Source organism: Cellulomonas sp. EB106-03-03-XG116, assembly GCF_058792015.1.
Genome location: NZ_JBYTEP010000025.1, coordinates 1 through 17010 on the forward strand (window position 1 = coordinate 1; position 17010 = coordinate 17010).

Consider the following 17010-nt stretch of genomic DNA (forward strand, 5'->3'; position numbering starts at 1 on the left):
CTTCAGCGCCGATGGTACTGCACTCGCCAGGGTGTGGGAGAGTAGGACGCCGCCGGACATCATTTCAGAAAGAGCCATCCCTTCGGGGGTGGCTCTTTCTGTTTCCCCAGAACCCCGCCACCGCGGCATGCTCGCGCGAGCGCCGGCACACGCGCGACGACCTGCTCGTAGCGGGGCCGCTCCGAGCCCGCCCAAGTCACCGAGTGGGCAGCAGATGCTGCTGTCCGCCCGCTGGAGGCAGCATCTCCTGCCCACTCGGTGGCGCGAGTGCTCGGGTTCTGGTCGCGGCGGCACGTCGGCGAGTCTCCACTCGTGGACTGCGGCGCCGCTGTCGTGTGGAGTACCGGAACGGAGAGTCGGCGACCGAGGTGCGGCGGGGTCACGCTCGAGGGTTGCTGCCGCGGGCGTTCCAGCTGCGGGTGAGGATGCGTTCGAGCGTCGGCTGGTCGACGGCGTCGAGGTCCTTCACGTAAAGGCAGCCCGTGCCGACCGTGTGCGGCCCCAGCGTCGCGAGGTCGTCGGCGTGCGCCTCCAGGCCGTCCATCAGGTACAGGGTGAGCGCCGTCTTCCTGGGGGCGAAGGCCACCGGCGGCCAGTCGCCCTCGCGGCCCGACGCGTACCGGTAGTGCGTGCTGCCGAACCCGACGATCGACGGCCCCCACAGCACCGCGCGCTCCCCGGTGATCCGCTCGAGCAGGTCGCGTGCCCGTAGCGAGTCCCGGCGTCGGCGCTCGGGCTGCACCGCGGCGAGGAACTCGTCGACGTCCGCGTCGGTCGGCGCGGTCTTCGGGGAGTCGGCCATGCGTCCATGATGCCGGAGGCGCCCGGCGATGGGCGGGGGTTCCGTCGGTCCGCGCTCGACGGTGGGTGGTCGGCGCTCGACGATCGGTGCTGGTGCGGTGGGGCGGCGCTCGACGATCGGTGTCGCTCTCGGTGTCGGTGTCGGTGTCGGTTCAGGTGTCGTGGCTTGGCGCTTGGCGCTCGGCGCTTGACGGTCGGCGTCGGCTGCGGGGGCGGCGCTCGACGGCAGGCGCCGGTTGCCTGGGTCGGCGGTCCACGACCGGTGACGCCAGCCGGGGTCAGTCGCCGCGGACGAGCTCCGCGAGGGCGTGGGACCCGGCGGCGGCGATGACCGGGTCGTCGTCCCCGTGGGTCGCCAGCGCCGAGGCCATGACCAGCGCCCACCCGGCGGCGCGGCGCCAGCGGCCGGGGTCGCGCGGGCCGCGGGCGTCGGACACGGCGTCGGCGCGTGCCCGGAAGGCGGCACGGCCGTCGGCGTCGAAGGTCAGCCACGCGGTCGCGAGGTCGCACGCGGGGTCGCCGGCCGTCATGTCGCCGAAGTCCAGCAGGCCTGCGAGGCGACCGCCCGCGGCGACGAGGTTACCGGGGTGGGGGTCGCCGTGCAGCCAGACGAGCGGCCCCGGCCACGCCGGGGCGTGCAGCGCATCCCGCCAGACGGCATCGAGACGCGAACGGCCGCCCGACGTCCTGGCGGGAGCAAGCGATCCGCTCGTGTCGGTGCTCGCTGCCCTGGCGTCCGCACCCACCGGCCCAGCACCTCTGTCCGCCGGCCCCGTGCGCCGCTCCGCTGCGCCAGGGCCCGGGGCCTCGCCTGCGGCGTCCGTCACCCGGTGCGCCGCGCCCGTGCTCCCGTCCGCTGCGCCCGCTGCCGCGCCCGGCGCCGCAGCCTCAGCCGCCGCCGCGATCGCGGCGTCGAGGTGGCCGCCGTCGAGCCGGGCCTCCAGCGTCGCGGCCCGGCCGGCGAGCGCGCCGCCGCGGAACGGGTTCACCGGCGCGCCCGCCGGTGCTGGCACGTGCAGCGCGACCAGCGCCTCGGCGAGCTCGGGCGCCCACGCGGTGCGCTCGGCGACGGGCTGGTCGGCGACGTGCACCCCGCCGACCCAGTGCACGACGCTCCACGACCACGGGAACCGCGGGCCCGGCAGGCCGACCCGCACGGGCGCGGGCACGGGGACCGGGCAGAGCGCGGCGAGCGTCGGGAGCCAGCGCTGCTCGTGCTCGATCAGGTGCGCGGCGACCTCGCGCCTCGGCAGCCGGACGGCGAGGTCGCCGCCCAGCCGGAACGTCGCGTTGTCCCACCCGTGGGCGGCCAGCCGGAGGGGGAGGGCTGCGAGGTCGGGGTGCTGGTCCTGGAGCAGCGCGCGCACGAGGTCGGTGGTGAGGTCGACCTCGGCGGGCGGCTTGACGGGCACGGCGGGCTCCTCGGATGCGGCACGGCGGACCCCGGACGGCGCGCCCGGGCGGACCGGTCAGGTTACTCGTCCCACGGCTGCCCGTCGGACACCGGCGCAGGGAGCGACCAGGCGGGCCGGCGGGCCGGTCGCGACCCGGTGCCGTGCGGCTCCGCCCTCGACGGCGCGAACGTCCTGGACGGCGCGGACGTCCTCGCCGACGCCGGCGGTCAGCGGCGCCCGGCGTCGCCCCCGGCCGGCGGCCGTGCCGAGCCGACCTCGCCCGTGCCGGACGCCCGCGCCGGCACGGGGAGCGGCGCCACCCCACGCGGCAGCACCGACTGCGCGAGCAGCGTCGACCCGGCGACGGCGGCCGGCATCGTCGCCACCGCCCCGCCGGGGACGAGGAAGCACAGCTGCGTCGCGACGCCGAAGCCGAGAGCCCGCGCCCGGTGCGCGCGGAGCAGCGCGTCGCGCTCCCGGCGCGAGAGCCCGCGGGCGACGAGCGCGCGGGACGACAGCTCGTGCGCGAGCACCCAGCCCGTGAGGACGACGCCCGCGATCCACCCGAGGGGCGCGCCGACGAGCGGCACGAGCCCGAGCAGCCCCGCGACCGCGGCGGCGACGAGGCCGCGAGCGACGAGCGCCACGCCGTCGGCCGCGCCGCGCCACACGCCGGTCGAGCCCTCGGGGACGGTGCCGGTGGTGTCCTGCTCGACCGCGCGCCAGATCCGGTCGTAGAACGGCTCGCCGACCGCGAGCGTCAGCGCGGTGAACGTCACGACGACGAGCACGACCGCGGACACCAGGACCACGCCCTGCGCGGCGAGCTCGGCGGTGCGCTCCCAACCGGGCGACCAGCCGTCGGCGAACGGGGTGAGCGTCTCGCCGACCGCGTCGAGGTTGACCACGAGGGCGGTCAGCGCCGCCAGGACGACGGCGCCGACGATCGCCGCGGGGATCAGCCCGCGCGCCATCGCGCCCGGTCGTCGCCGCCACCAGGACCAACCGCCGCCGAGGAGGCGGGCGCCCGCGAGGAACTCGTGCATGCGGGCAGCCTAGGTGGCGGGTACGTCGTCCCGCCGCCGGAGGGCGTCGTCCGGTCCGCGCGCGGGGTGGGGACGCCGTGGGCCGCCGGGTCCGCGCCGGCAGCTCCCGCGCCGCCGACGCCCGTGCCGGCGCCCGTCCCCGCGCCGGCGTCCGGCTCGGCGGGCAGCGGCACGACCGCGTCGACGACCATCGACCCGTCGGTCGGCCCCTCGACCGGCACCGGCACCGGGGTCGCCCCGACCCGGTCGAGCGGCGCGATCGGCTGCCGCCCGAGCGCGCGGTGCGCCCGCAGGTACGCCGGCACCAGCAGCACCACGGCCCCGGCCCAGGCGAGCGGGTTGCCCCACACGACGCCGACGAACCCGAAGGCCGCGCCGAGCACGATCGCGGCGCCGACCCGCATGACCAGCTCGATCACGCCGGTGAGCGTGGGCACCCCGGTGCGGCCGAGGCCCTGCAGCGCGCCGCGGAGCACGAACAGCACGCCGAGGACCGCGTACAGCGCGGCGTTGATGTGCAGGAACTGGGTCGCCATCGTCACGACCTCGGGGGCGCCGTCGCCGACGAACAGCCGCACCAGCGAGGCACCCGACGCGAACAGCACCACGCCCAGCACGGCCGAGCCCGCGACCGCGAGCCAGGACGCCTGCACGACGCCCTGCCGGATGCGGTCGGGACGCCCGCCGCCGAGGTTCTGCGCGACGAACATCGACACCGCGAGGCCGAGCGACTGCAGCAGCGCGACCGCGAGGCCGTCCACGCGGGCGGCGGTCGTGTACGCGGCGACGGCGTCGGCGCCGAGGGTGTTCAGCCGGACCTGCACGGCGAGCGTGCCGATCGCGATGATCGACGCCTGGAACCCCATCGGCAGCCCAAGGCGCAGGTGCTCGGCGAGCTCGGCCCGCGGCACGCGCCAGTCCGCGCGGTGCACGTGCAGCACGGGCACGCGCCGCCGGACGTACTCCAGGCACAGCGCGACCGACAGCGCCTGCGACACGACCGTCGCGAGCGCGGCCCCGCCGACGCCGAGGCCCATCGGCCCGACCATGACGACGACCAGGACGACGTTGAGCACGCACGCCAGCGTGAGGAACCACAGCGGCGTCCGGGAGTCGCCGATCGCGCGGATGACCGCGGCGAGGAAGTTGAAGAACATCATCGCGCCCGCGCCGAGGAAGCTCACCTGCGCGAAGGTGGTCGCCTCCGCCATGAGGGACTCGGGGGTCTGCAGCAGCGCGAGCGCCGGCCCGGCCAGCAAGGGTGCCCCGATGGTGAGCAGCACGCTCGTCGCGCCGGTCAGGATCGTGCCCGCGGCGACCGAGCGGCGCACGGCGGCCGCGTCCCGGGCGCCGAACGCCTGGGCGGTGGGGATGGCGAAGCCCGAGGTCATGCCCCAGGCGAACCCGAGCAGCAGGAACAGCAGGCTGCCGGTGGCGCCGACCGCGGCGAGCGAGTCGACGCCGAGGTGGCGGCCGACGACGACCGCGTCGGCGAACTGGTAGAGCTGCTGGACGACGTTGCCCACCAGCAGGGGGACGGCGAACACGAGGATGACGCGCCAGGGACTGCCGGCGGTCAGGACCTTGGCCATGACGAGGGTGCTCCGGGGCAGGGCGGGGGTGGGTGGGGATCGGTCGAGCGGGGGAGGGGCGGTCTCCGGTCGTGCCGTCGCGCCGCTGCACCGATCGTATCGTTTCGACGGCCGTTGACCAGAGGTTTGTCCGGGCGATCCCACCCGTTCGACCGGCCGCTGCGGGCGACGTCACACCGGCGCGGGCACCGTCCGGCCCTCGTCCCACGGGACGGCCCACCCGACCGCGTCGAGGAGCCGGTCGAGGATGAACGCGGTGAAGCCCCACACGAGCACGCCGTCGGCGTCGAAGGCCGGCCCGCGCCACTCGTGGCCGCCGCGGCGCAGGACGGTCGTCACCCGCCGCGCGGGGTCCACCAGGTCGGCCACCGGCACCCGGAACACGTCGACGGTCTCCGCCGGGTCGGCCGCCGCCACGGCCGAGGGGCGGTCCCACCACGCGAGCACGGGCGTGACGAGGTTGCGGCTCACGGTGACGGGCAGCAGCGGCAGGGTGCCCAGCACGCGGACCCCCGCCGGGTCGAGCCCGGTCTCCTCCCGGGCCTCGCGGAGCGCAGCCGCCTCGGGGCCCGCGTCGGTCGGGTCGATGCCGCCGCCGGGGAACGACACCTGGCCCGGGTGGTGGCTCAGCGTGGGGGAGCGCCGGGTGAGCAGCACGTCGAGGTCGGCCGGCACGGCGGGGTGGTCCGCGCGCGCGTCCGCGGCGTCGAGGACGCCGAAGAGGACCAGCACCGCCGACTGCCGGACCGGCCGCGCGTGCGCCGCCTCCCGGCCCGGGGGCGGCGCGTCGAAGGCCCGCTCGGGGTCCGGGGCCCAGACCGGTCGCTCGGCGCAGAGCGCGACCAGGTCGGCCAGCGCCCCGGTGGCCCCGCCCGAGCCCGGCCCGGCGGCCAGCCCCGTCGTCACGCCCGCTCCCGCACGGCCGCCGCGAACGACGCCAGTCCGAGGTCCGCGCCCGGCCGCAGGGCGGCGAGGTGCTGCCGCGAGCCCAGCCGGATCGCCGCGACCTCGTCGGGCTCCAGGTCGGCGACCATCTGCGGGGTCGTCAGCCACAGGTCGAGCACCGTTGGGTCGACCTCGAGGTGGAACTGCGTGCCGACCGCGGACCCGGCGCGGAACGCCTGCACGGGGGTGGTCCCCGTGGACGCGAGCAGGGTGGCCCCGGCGGGCAGGTCGACGGCGTCGGAGTGCCAGTGCAGCACGGTCGGCCGCGGGCCGGCGGGGGCGAGCAGCGGGTCGTGCGCGACGACGTCGACGGGCGCGAAGCCGATCTCGGTGCCGTGCCGCCGGTGCAGCGGCGCCCCGAGCGCGAGCGCGAGCAGCTGCATGCCGAGGCACACGCCCAGCGTCGGCAGGCCCGCGTCCACGGCCTCGGCCAGCAGCCGGCGCTCGGCGGCCAGGCCGGGGTGCCCGGCGTCGTCGTCCGCGTCCTGCGGTCCGCCCATGACGACGAGGCCGGCCAGGTCGGCCACGGCGGGCAGCCGCGGCGACGGGTCGTCGAGGACGGTGCGCGTCGTGATCGGCAGGCCGTCGAGCGCGCGGGCGACGAGGCCCGGCCCCTCGTGCGCGACGTGCGTGAGGACGAGGACGGGACGCGGCTGGCTCACGGGCCGACCCTAACCGGTGCGCGGCCCGGCACCCGCGGGACGACGGCGGGCCCGGGCCGGGGCTGCCGCACCCCGGGCCCGGGCCCGTCCGTCACCTCGGCACGCGGCGCGGTCGCACCGCGGTCGCGCCGGTCACCACCCGTCGGGCAGCGGGCGACCCTCGTCGTAGCCGGCGGCGGACTGGATCCCGACGACGGCGCGCTCGGCGAACTCGTCGAGCGAGGTCGCGCCCACGTAGGTGCAGGAGGACCGCACGCCGGAGGTGATCCGGTCGACGAGGTCCTCCACGCCGGGGCGCTCGGGGTCGAGGTACATCCGCGAGGAGGAGATGCCCTCCTCGTACAGCGCCTTGCGCGCGCGGTCGAACGCGGACCCGCCGCGGGTGCGGGCGGCGACGGCGCGGGCGGAGGCCATGCCGAAGCTCTCCTTGTAGAGCCGGCCGTCGCCGTCGGCGTGCAGGTCGCCGGGGGACTCGTGGGTGCCGGCGAACCAGGACCCGACCATGACCTGCGAGGCGCCGGCCGCCAGGGCGAGCGCGACGTCGCGGGGGTGCCGCACGCCGCCGTCGGCCCAGACGTGCTTGCCGAGCTCGCGGGCCGCGGCGGCGCACTCGAGGACGGCGGAGAACTGCGGCCGACCGACGGCGGTCATCATCCGGGTGGTGCACATCGCGCCCGGGCCGACGCCGACCTTGACGATGTCGGCGCCCGCGGCGATCAGGTCGCGCGTGCCCTCCGCGGTGACGACGTTGCCGGCGACGACGGGCACCCGCGGGTCGAGCGAGCGGACGGCCTCCAGGGCGTCGAGCATCTTGCGCTGGTGGCCGTGCGCGGTGTCGACGACGAGGACGTCGACCTCCGCGTCGAGCAGCGCGGCCGCCTTGCCCTTGACGTCGCCGTTCACGCCGACGGCGGCGGCGACCCGTAGGCGGCCCTGCGCGTCGAGCGCCGGCGTGTAGATCGAGGACCGCAGCGCGCCGACCTGGGTCAGCACGCCGACGAGCCGGCCGTCGCGGACGACGGGGGAGAACTTGCGGCGCGAGCCGTGCAGCCGCTCGAACGCGGCCTCCAGGCCGGCGGTGCCGCCGGACTCGACGACGGAGAGCTCGACGGTCGTCGGGTCGCCGGACATGACGTCGGCGATCTGGGTGAACCGGTCGACGCCCTCGCAGTCGGCGGGGGTGACGACGCCGACCGGCCGGTCGCCCTCGACGACGACCGCGGCGCCGTGCGCGCGCTTGCCGATGAGGGTGAGCGCGGTGTGCACGGTGTCCTGCGGGGACACGACCACGGCGCTCTCGACGACGGTGTGCTTGGCCTTGACGGACGCGACCACGTCGGCGACGACGTCGGTCGGGACGTCCTGCGGCAGCACGGCGAGGCCGCCGCGGCGCGCCACGGTCTCGGCCATCCGGCGGCCGGCGACGGCGGTCATGTTGGCGACGACGACCGGGATGGTGGTGCCGGTGCCGTCGGTCGACGACAGGTCGACGTCGAAGCGGGAGGCGACCTCGGACCGCGACGGGACGAGGAAGACGTCGCCGTAGGTGAGGTCGGAGGAGGGCTGGTGCCCGGGCAGGAAGCGCATAGGTGTGTTCCCCTTTCCGCCCGATGCTACCGGGCGCCGTGCGGCACCCACCCGGGACCGCGGGACCCCGCACCGGGGCCCCGCGGGACGGGCACTACTCCTTCACAGCACCGGCGCTCTGGTTCATGATCCGCTTCTGGAAGATGAAGAACAGCACGGCGACCGGGATCGTCATGATCGCCGCGGCGGCCAGCTTGAGCGGGTACTGCGTGCCTTGGGACAGCTGCCCGGACGCCAGCTGGGCGACGCCCTTGGTGAGGGTGACCAGCTGCGGGTCCTGGGACGCGACGATGAAGTGCGACAGCTCGTTCCAGGAGCCCTGGAACGACAGGATGACGATGGTGACCAGCGCGGGCCGGGCCATCGGCAGCACGACGGACCAGAACACCCGGAACGTCCCCGCGCCGTCCATGCGGGCGGCCTCCTCGACCGACGGCGGGATCGACTCGAAGAAGTTCTTCATGATGAAGATGCCGGCGGCGTCCGCGAGCAGCGGGATGATCAGGCCCGCGAACGAGTTGTAGATGCCCACCTGCTTGATCACCAGGAACTTCGGGATGAGCAGCACGACGTTCGGCACGGCCATGACCGCGACGAGCCCGGCGAACACGAGCCCGCGCCCCCGGAACCGCAGCCGCGCCAGCGCGTACCCGGCGAGCGAGTTGATGAACACCCGCCCGATCGTGACGACGACCGTGACGACCACCGAGTTCCGGAACCACAGCGGGAAGTCGGACCGCAGGAACAGCCGCTCGTACGCCGCGGTGGACCAGGTCTGCGGGATCAGCGAGATCGCGTTCTGCGCGGCCTCGGCGTCGGTCTTGAACGACGTCGCGACCTGGATGAGGAACGGGTAGACGTACAGGATCGCCAGGACGACGAGCACCGCGTAGGTGAACGACGTCGCGAGCATCCGGCGCCGGCTGCGGCGCGGCCGCACGGCGACGCCGCCGGAGCGCCCGGCCGTGCCCCGGGACGACCCCCGGGTGCCGCTGGTGACGGTGGCGGCGGTCATCGGTCGCTCCCGGTCGTCGAGGTGGAGGTGGTGCTGCCCGCGCCGGGCCCGCCGGTCGTGGCGGCGGTCGCGGCGACGGCGGCCGGGGGAGCGGGCGGGGTCCGGTGGAACCGCTTGCGCCGGGGAACGTCGCGTTCCCGGAGCACGACCCGCTGCAGGACGGTGAGCAGCACGATGATCGCGAACAGCACGAACGCGATGGCGGCGCCGCGGCCCCACTCGTTGTTCTGGAACGCCGCCGTGTACGACAGGTACGCCGGGGTGAGGGTGGTCTTCGCGGGGCCGCCCTGGGTGCCCGTGTAGATCTGGTCGAACACCTGCCAGGTGCCGATCAGGCCGAGGGTCAGGACGGTGAACACCGTCGGCTTGAGCATCGGGAGGGTGACCCGGAAGAACCGCTGCCGGGCGTTGGCCCCGTCCATCAGCGCGGCCTCCTCGACCTCCGCCGACACGGCCTGCAGCGCCGCGAGGAACAGCAGCATGAACGTGCCGGAGGTGGTGAAGATCGCCAGCAGGATGAACGCGGTCATCGCCACGGACGGGCCGGCGGCCCACTCCCACAGCGAGATGCCGAGGAACCCGTGCTGCGCCAGCGCGGCCGGCGCCGAGTCGACGCCGAGGGTGCCGAGCAGCAGGTGGAGCACGCCCTGGGGGTCGTTGAACCAGTTGGGCCCGGTGATCGACAGCTTCGCGAGGATCGCGTTGATCGTGCCGGAGGCGGAGAACAGGAACAGCCACAGCACCGTGATCGCGACCGACGAGGTCACCGACGGGAAGTAGAACGCCGTCCGGAAGAAGCCCTTCCCGCGCAGCGCGGCGCGGTTGACCATCGTGGCGAGGAACAGCGCGAGGGCGGTCTGCAGCGGGACGACGAGCAGCACGTAGTACGCGTTGTTGCGCATCGCCGTGCCGAAGTCCTGGGTGGCGAGGCCGCCGCCGAGCAGCAGGCGCTCGTAGTTGTCGAGCCCGACGAACCCGACGTCGGACGACAGCGGGCTGCCGCGGCCGGTCCAGTCGGACAGGCTGACCCAGAGCGCCATGAGGACGGGCACGACCAGGAACAGCCCCAGGATGACGAGCATCGGGGTGAGGAACAGCCACCCCGACGCGGCCTCGCGGCCCCGGGTGGACCCGGGGCCGCGCGACCGGCGGCGGAGCACCTGCGCCGTCGCGGGCACAGCGGTCATGGTGTCAGGACGCGTTCTCGTCGAGCACGGCCTGCAGGTTCGTCTGCACCGAGCCGAGGATCGCGGCCGGGTCGCCGGTCTTCAGGCCCTCGAGCTGGGCGTTGAAGTCGGTGATGACGTCCGCGGCCCCGCGGGCGTTGACGACGTTCTGCGCGAAGTCGGCCGAGTCGATGAACGCGGTCATCTCCGGGAACAGCTCCTTCCAGCCGTCCGCCGCGGACTGCACGGACGGCATGACGCCGAACGCCTCGGAGAACGCGAGCTGCTGGTCGGTGGCGGTCAGGTACTGCACCAGGTCGACCGCGTCGGACTGGCTGGACGAGTCGGCGGCGACGCCCCAGCAGTTGGTGAACTGCAGGGTGCCCTGGCCGGCCGGGCCGGCGGGCAGCTCGACGACGCGGTAGTCGACGTCCGGGTAGTCGTTCTCCATGGCGCCGGTGATCCAGTTGCCCTCGATGGTCATCGCGGCAGCGCCGGTGCCGAACGCCTCGCCGCCCCAGCCGGTGCCGAGGTCGGCGGCGTAGGCCGCGGAGCCCGACGCGAGCAGCTGCTGGACGTAGGTGAGGCCCTCGAGGTTCTCGGCGGAGTCGGCCGTGGCTTCGGTGCCGTCCGCGCTGACCAGCGTGCCGCCGGCCTGGGCGAGGAACGCGCCGACGCGGGCGTACTCGCCGGAGAAGCCGAGGCCGACCTGGCCGTCGGTGGTGAGCTTCCCGGCGACGTCGGTCAGCTGGTCCCAGGTCGTCGGGACGTCGGCGTCGGTGAGGCCCGCGGCCTCCCACGCGGCGTTGTTGATGATCAGGCCGAGGGTGGAGAAGTCCTTCGGCGCGCAGACGAGCTCGTCGTCGTAGCTGAACTGCTCGACCAGCGACGGGTAGAAGTCGTCGGCGTTGTCCAGCTCCGAGCCGTACGGGTACAGCGAGCCGTTCGCGGCGTAGGTCTGGAACTGGTCGGCGCTCACGTAGAACACGTCGGCCGGGTCGCCGGACGCGAAGCCCTGGCTGAGCTCCTGGGTCAGGTCGGAGGCGACCTGCACGGTGGCGTCGACGCCGGACTCCTCGGACCAGGCGGCGACGGCGGCCTTGACGGCGTCGGTCTCGGCGTCGCCCGACGAGCCGATGAGGATGCTGAGCGAGCCGCCGCCCTCGGTGGACGCGGCGTCGGCGCCGTCGTCGTCGAAGCCGGAGCCGCCGCCGCAGGCGGACAGGGCGAGGATGCCGGCTGCGCCGACGGCGGTGGACGCCAGGAGGCGCCGTCCTCGCACGGGGATGCGGTGCTGCATGGGGGTTCTCTCCTTCAGGGGGTGGTGCACGGAGGGTCGGGTGGTCAGGGGGTGCGGCTGGACGCGCGCTCGACCAGGTGCGGGGCCAGCAGGACCTCGCGGCTGCGGGTCCCCCCGGTGCCGTCGAGCTGGTCGAGCAGCAGGTCGAGCGCGCGCTGCGCGGCCTCGGAGAGCGGCTGGGCCACGGACGTCAGGCCGACGGCGGCAGCGACGGGGGTGTCGTCGAAGCCGACGACGGCGAGCGTCGTGCCCTGGCTCCGGGCGACCGTGAGGGCGCCGAGGGCCAGGGAGTCGGAGGCGCACACCACGGCGGTGGGCGCGGCGTCGGCGAGCACGCGCTCGATCGCCTGGGCGCCGGCGGCGACGCCGTCGGGGACGCGGGCGTGCAGCCGGCGGAGCAGGGAGCCGTCGTGTCCGGCGTCGACCATCGCGGCCGCCCAGCCGCCGGCCCGGTCCTCGCCGACGTCGGAGCCGTCCGGCCAGCCGAGGTAGGCGATCCGCTCGTGGCCGAGCCGGCGCAGGTGGGCGACGGCGGCGCGGGTGCCGGCGGCGCCGTCGACGTCGACCCACGGGTGGGCGGCGGCGTCCGCGGGCCGCGCGCCCCAGGGCCGGCCGAACGTCACGAACGGCACGTCCCGCTCCGCGAGCCAGGCGGCCCGCTCGTCCTCGCGGTGGGTGCTGGTGAGGACGAACCCGTCGAGGTCCGCCGTGTCGAGCAGCTCGCTGTACTGGGCGATCTCGCCGGCGTCGTCGGGGGCGGTGAACAGCATGAGCCGGTAGCCGCGCGCCTGGGCGCTCTCCGTGAGCGCGTGCAGGAACCGGTCGAGCACGGCGCCGTTGATGCCGTCGTGCACGGGCTCGAGGCGCAGCCCCAGGACGCGGGACCGGCCGGTGCGCAGCTGGCGCGCGGCGGAGGACGGCCGGTAGCCGAGCGCGTCGATGGCGGCGCGGACCCGGTCGGTGGTGTCGGCGCGCACCAGGTGCGGCGCGTTGAGCACGTTCGACACGGTCTGGCGGGACACGCCGGCACGCTGGGCGACGCTCTCCAGCGTCGGCCTCGTCGTGGCGTCCACGGGCGCTCCCTCGCGTCGGTCGGTGTGCATATGATCGTTCCAAGTTGCGATTGGAACGCTCAAACGGATGCCCCTAGAGTTGCCAGCGCCCCCGGGCCTGTCAAGCCGGGTGGGGCCGTCCCGGGTCACGATCCGGTCTCGGCGGGCCCCGCCACCGACCACCGCACACCCCTCCCGAACGACGAGGTACCCATGGAGCTCCAGCCCCTGCTGCACGACCTGATGGTCGCCGTCCACGCCCCCACGCAGGCGTGGTCGGACGCCGACGGCCAGATCGCCCTGGCGGACGGCCGCGGCGCCCAGGGCGTCTACCACGGCGACGTGCGGGTCCTGGCCGGCGCCCGGCTGACCGTCGGCGGCGCCGTGCCCGAGGCGGTCGCGTCCGGCGCGGACGGCCCCGGCCGCGCCCGCACGGTGCTGCTCGCCCGCTCGGTGGACGGCCCCGGCGCGGACCCCACCGCGCGCCTGGAGCGGCTGCGCGAGGTGGTCCCGGGGCGGGTCACCGAGACGCTGACGCTGTCCTGCTCGACCGCGGAGCCCGTGGCGGCGCGCCTCGAGGTGGCGCTGCGCCCGGACGGCACGCCCATGGACTGGATCAAGTCGGGCGCGGCGGTCCAGGCGGCGCCGACTCCGGAGCGCACCGCCGACGGCGCGCGCTGGCAGGCCGACGCGGACGTGGCGGCGGTGCTGTCCGCGCCGGGCGCGGACGTCGCCGTGGCGGCCGACGGGACGGTGCGGCTGGCCTGGGACGTGAAGGCGGCGACCCGGGAGCCGGCCGCGGTCGCCTGGACCCTTGACGTCACCGACGCGGCCGGCCCGGTGACGGCGCCCCGCCGCGCGGAGCCGGAGTGGCAGCCGCTGGACGTCGAGGCGGCGGACCGCCGGCTGCCCGCCCTGCTCGACCAGGCCCTGGCCGATCTCGGCACGCTGCGCCTGAGCGCCCGGTTCGCGCCGGACGACGTGTTCCTGGCCGCGGGCGCCCCGTGGTTCTTCACCCTGTTCGGCCGGGACTCGATCTGGGCGGCGCGGATGCTGCTGCCGCTCGGCACCGAGCTCGCGGCGGGCACGCTGCGGACGCTCGCGACGCTGCAGGGCACGAGGGTCGACCCCACCACCGCCGAGCAGCCCGGCAAGATCCTGCACGAGGTGCGCCGCGCCGAGCTGTCCATGCCCGGCGAGGGCACGGTGCTGCCGCCGGTGTACTACGGCACGGTCGACGCGACCCCGCTGTGGATCTGCCTGCTGCACGACGCCTGGCGCTGGGGCATGCCGGCCGAGGAGGTCGAGGCGCTGCTGCCCGCGATGGAGCGCGCGCTGGCCTGGATGTCCGACCACGGCGACTCGGACGGCGACGGGTTCCTCGAGTACGCCGACGAGAGCGGGTCCGGCCTGGCGAACCAGGGCTGGAAGGACTCGGGCGACTCGGTGCAGTGGAAGGCCGGCGGGCTCGCGACGGGCCCCATCGCCCTCGCCGAGGTGCAGGGGTACGCCCACGAGGCCGCCGTCGCCGGCGCCGCGCTGCTCGACGCGTTCGGGCGCGAGGGCGGCGACCGCTGGCGGTCCTGGGCCGCCGCGCTGGCCGAGCGGTTCCGGGCGTCGTTCTGGACCTCGGACGAGCGCGGCGCCTACCCGGGGATCGCGCTGGACGCGGACAAGCGGGTCGTGGACACGGTGACGTCGAACATCGGTCACCTGCTGGGCACCGGCATCCTGTCCGCCGAGGAGGAGGCGGCGGTCGCCGCGCGGCTCGTCGGCCCCGACATGGACTCCGGCTACGGCCTGCGCACGATGTCGACCGAGTCGGCCGGCTACTGGGAGCTGCGGTACCACGGCGGCGCCGTGTGGCCGCACGACACCGCGATCGTCGTGCAGGGCCTGGCGCGCGCCGGGCACGCCCGGGAGGCGGCGGCGCTCGCGGAGGGGCTGCTCGCGGCCGCGCAGGACTTCGACCAGCGGCTGCCCGAGCTCTACGGCGGCGACGCCCGCGGCACCGTCCCGCGCGCCGTGCCGTACCCCGCGGCGTGCCGCCCGCAGGCCTGGTCGGCCGCGGCGGCGGTGTCAGTGCTCGGCGCTGCGCTCGGGCTGGCGCCCGACGTGCCCGGCGGCCGGCTGACCGTGGCGCCGCCGGTGCCGTCGCCCCTCGGGGCGGTGGCTGTGCGCGGGCTGCGCCTGGGCGGCGCGCCGCTCGCGGTGCGGGTCGGCGCGGACGGCTCGGTCCAGGTCGAGGCGGAGGCCGACGTGGCGGTGCACCTGCGGTCCTGAGCGCGGCGGCGGCTCCGGCGCACCGGCCGTGCCGGAGCCGCCGCCGGTCTCGGGCACGTCGCCCGCGCCCGGGGCGACCCGGCCCCTTAGGGTGGGGTCCTCTCGGACGCGAGCCGCGCGGACGACGGCGACGGGCGGTGGGACATGGGGCTGCTGGACCGCATCGGGTCCCCGGCCGACCTGCGCGCGCTGTCCGCCGGGCAGGTCCGGGCGCTCGCCGGGGAGATCCGCGGCTACCTGGTCGACCAGGTGTCCCGCACGGGCGGCCACCTGGGGCCGAACCTCGGCGTGGTCGAGCTGACGATCGCCCTGCACCGGGTGTTCGAGTCGCCGCGGGACACGCTGGTGTTCGACACCGGCCACCAGGCGTACGTGCACAAGCTGCTGACGGGCCGGCAGGACTTCGCCCGGCTCCGCAAGAGCGGCGGGCTGTCCGGGTACCCCAGCCGGGCCGAGTCCGAGCACGACGTCGTCGAGAACTCGCACGCGTCCACCGCGCTGTCCTGGGCGGACGGCATCGCGCGGGCGAACGCCCTCGCCGGCCGCGGTGACCGGCACGTCGTGGCGGTCGTCGGCGACGGGGCGCTCACCGGCGGCATGGCCTGGGAGGCGCTCAACAACATCGCCGACGGCGCGGACCGCCGGCTGGTGGTCGTGGTGAACGACAACGGCCGGTCCTACGCGCCGACGATCGGCGGGCTCGCGCTGCACCTCGACGCGCTGCGCACCACCCGCGGGTACGAGACGGTCCTGTCCTGGGGCAAGCGCGCGCTGCGTCGCTCCGGGCCGCCCGGGCGGGTGGCGTACGACGCGCTGCACGGCCTGAAGAAGGGCATCAAGGACGTGGTCGCCCCGCAGGGGATGTTCGAGGACCTCGGCCTCAAGTACGTCGGCCCCGTCGACGGCCACGACGAGGCGGCGGTGGAGTTCGCGCTGCGCCGGGCACGGTCGTTCGGCGGGCCGGTGATCGTGCACGTCATCACCGAGAAGGGCCGCGGCTACACCCCGGCCGAGCAGGACGTCGCGGACCGGTTCCACGCGGTCGGCCAGATCCACCCCGAGACCGGGCTGCCGGTCGCGCCGTCGCGGTTCGGCTGGACGGGCGTGTTCGCGGACGAGATCGTGCGGATCGGCCGCCGCCGGCCCGACGTCGTGGCGATCACGGCGGCGATGCTGCAGCCGGTCGGGCTCGCGCCGTTCGCGGAGGCGTTCCCCGACCGCACGTTCGACGTCGGGATCGCCGAGCAGCACGCCGTGACGACGGCCGCGGGCATGGCGTTCGCCGGGCTGCACCCGGTGGTCGCGGTGTACGCGACGTTCCTCAACCGGGCCTTCGACCAGGTGCTGATGGACGTGGGCCTGCACCGGGCCGGGGTGACGTTCGTGCTGGACCGGGCGGGGCTCACCGGCGACGACGGCCCGTCGCACAACGGCATGTGGGACATGGCGCTGCTCGGGGTCGTCCCGGGCCTGCGGCTGGCCGCGCCGCGCGACGAGGACACGCTGCGGGCCGCGCTGCGCGCGGCGGTGGACGTGGACGACGCGCCCACGGTGGTGCGGTACCCGAAGGGCGCGCTGACCGAGGCGCTGCCCGCGGTCGACGACGTCGACGGCGTGGACGTGCTCGCGCGGCACGGGGTCGCGGGGGCCGACGGCGCCGCGCGGTCGGTGCTGGTCTGCGGCGTCGGCTCGATGGCACGCACCGCCCTGGCGCTCGGCGAGCTGCTGGCGCAGCACGGCCTGCGGGTGACGGTCGTCGACCCGCGCTGGGTGCTGCCCGTGCCGGCGGCGCTGGTGAAGCTCGTGGGGGAGCACGACCACGCGGTGACGATCGAGGACGGCGTGCGCGAGGGCGGCGTCGGGTCGGCGCTCGGGCTCCGGGCGCGGGACGCGGGGATCGCGACGCCCGTGCAGGCGTTCGGGGTGCCGCGCCGGTACCTCGAGCACGCGAGCCGGGACGAGCTGCTGACCGGGCTCCGGCTGACCGCGCCCGACCTCGCCCGCGACGTGCTCGCGGCGCTCGGCGCGACCGCCTGACGGGACCTCCGTCCGTGACGTGAGCACCGTCACGCGCCCCCCGCGCGCCCCCGGACCGGGGCAGGGACCTCCGTCCCAAGACATCCCATGACCTCGTGAATAGCGTCGCAAGTACGACGCACTCAGCGAG

At 75.8% G+C, this 17010-nt stretch carries 13 protein-coding genes; 2 read left to right on the forward strand and 11 right to left on the reverse strand.

Annotation, left to right across the window (positions count from 1 at the left end; translation table 11 throughout):
• Window positions 1-379 precede the first annotated feature (379 nt).
• The 11 genes from AC3WUG_RS10925 to AC3WUG_RS10975 all read right to left on the reverse strand — a co-directional run bounded on the left by AC3WUG_RS10925 (window position 380) and on the right by AC3WUG_RS10975 (window position 12581).
• On the reverse strand, window positions 380-802 hold the full coding sequence (locus AC3WUG_RS10925) for a DUF1801 domain-containing protein (protein WP_492327681.1): 423 nt from the start codon (window positions 800-802) through the stop codon (window positions 380-382).
• Window positions 803-1079: 277 nt separating this feature from the next.
• Window positions 1080-2213 carry a phosphotransferase gene (locus AC3WUG_RS10930; protein ID WP_492327682.1) on the reverse strand — a complete coding sequence of 378 codons (1134 nt, stop codon included), beginning with the start codon at window positions 2211-2213 and terminating at the stop codon, window positions 1080-1082.
• A gap of 209 nt (window positions 2214-2422) precedes the next feature.
• Window positions 2423-3241 (reverse strand): EI24 domain-containing protein, encoded by an 819-nt coding sequence (locus tag AC3WUG_RS10935; protein WP_492327683.1) that lies wholly within the window; start codon window positions 3239-3241, stop codon window positions 2423-2425.
• A complete protein-coding gene (locus tag AC3WUG_RS10940; protein ID WP_492327684.1) occupies window positions 3154-4833 on the reverse strand; it encodes an MATE family efflux transporter in 1680 nt (559 codons plus the stop codon). Before AC3WUG_RS10940 ends, AC3WUG_RS10935 begins: the two co-directional genes overlap by 88 nt.
• 171 nt (window positions 4834-5004) lie before the next feature.
• Window positions 5005-5739 carry an NUDIX hydrolase gene (locus AC3WUG_RS10945; RefSeq protein ID WP_492327685.1) on the reverse strand — a complete coding sequence of 245 codons (735 nt, stop codon included), beginning with the start codon at window positions 5737-5739 and terminating at the stop codon, window positions 5005-5007.
• On the reverse strand, window positions 5736-6440 hold the full coding sequence (locus AC3WUG_RS10950) for a type 1 glutamine amidotransferase (RefSeq protein WP_492327686.1): 705 nt from the start codon (window positions 6438-6440) through the stop codon (window positions 5736-5738). The genes AC3WUG_RS10945 and AC3WUG_RS10950 overlap by 4 nt, the downstream gene beginning before the upstream one ends.
• A gap of 132 nt (window positions 6441-6572) precedes the next feature.
• Complete coding sequence (locus tag AC3WUG_RS10955; protein ID WP_158372015.1) at window positions 6573-8027, reverse strand: GuaB1 family IMP dehydrogenase-related protein; 1455 nt, start codon at window positions 8025-8027, stop codon at window positions 6573-6575.
• 94 nt (window positions 8028-8121) lie between these two features.
• On the reverse strand, window positions 8122-8940 hold the full coding sequence (locus AC3WUG_RS10960) for a carbohydrate ABC transporter permease (protein WP_246855414.1): 819 nt from the start codon (window positions 8938-8940) through the stop codon (window positions 8122-8124).
• Window positions 8941-9038: 98 nt separating this feature from the next.
• Window positions 9039-10229, reverse strand: a complete 1191-nt coding sequence (locus tag AC3WUG_RS10965) for a carbohydrate ABC transporter permease (RefSeq protein ID WP_492327687.1) — start codon at window positions 10227-10229, stop codon at window positions 9039-9041.
• A gap of 4 nt (window positions 10230-10233) precedes the next feature.
• Window positions 10234-11508 carry a sugar ABC transporter substrate-binding protein gene (locus tag AC3WUG_RS10970; RefSeq protein WP_492327688.1) on the reverse strand — a complete coding sequence of 425 codons (1275 nt, stop codon included), beginning with the start codon at window positions 11506-11508 and terminating at the stop codon, window positions 10234-10236.
• Window positions 11509-11552: 44 nt separating this feature from the next.
• Window positions 11553-12581 carry a LacI family DNA-binding transcriptional regulator gene (locus AC3WUG_RS10975; protein WP_492327689.1) on the reverse strand — a complete coding sequence of 343 codons (1029 nt, stop codon included), beginning with the start codon at window positions 12579-12581 and terminating at the stop codon, window positions 11553-11555.
• Between the two features lie 192 nt (window positions 12582-12773).
• Here AC3WUG_RS10975 and AC3WUG_RS10980 point away from each other — a divergent pair, with 192 nt between their 5' ends.
• Together AC3WUG_RS10980 and dxs are read left to right on the forward strand one after the other, a co-directional pair.
• Entirely contained in the window at window positions 12774-14843 is a 2070-nt protein-coding gene (locus AC3WUG_RS10980) for a glycogen debranching N-terminal domain-containing protein (RefSeq protein ID WP_492327690.1), read from the forward strand.
• A 144-nt stretch (window positions 14844-14987) separates the two neighbouring features.
• Window positions 14988-16880: a 1-deoxy-D-xylulose-5-phosphate synthase gene (gene dxs, locus AC3WUG_RS10985; RefSeq protein ID WP_492327691.1), complete on the forward strand. Its 1893-nt coding sequence runs from the start codon at window positions 14988-14990 to the stop codon at window positions 16878-16880.
• Window positions 16881-17010: the final 130 nt, after the last annotated feature.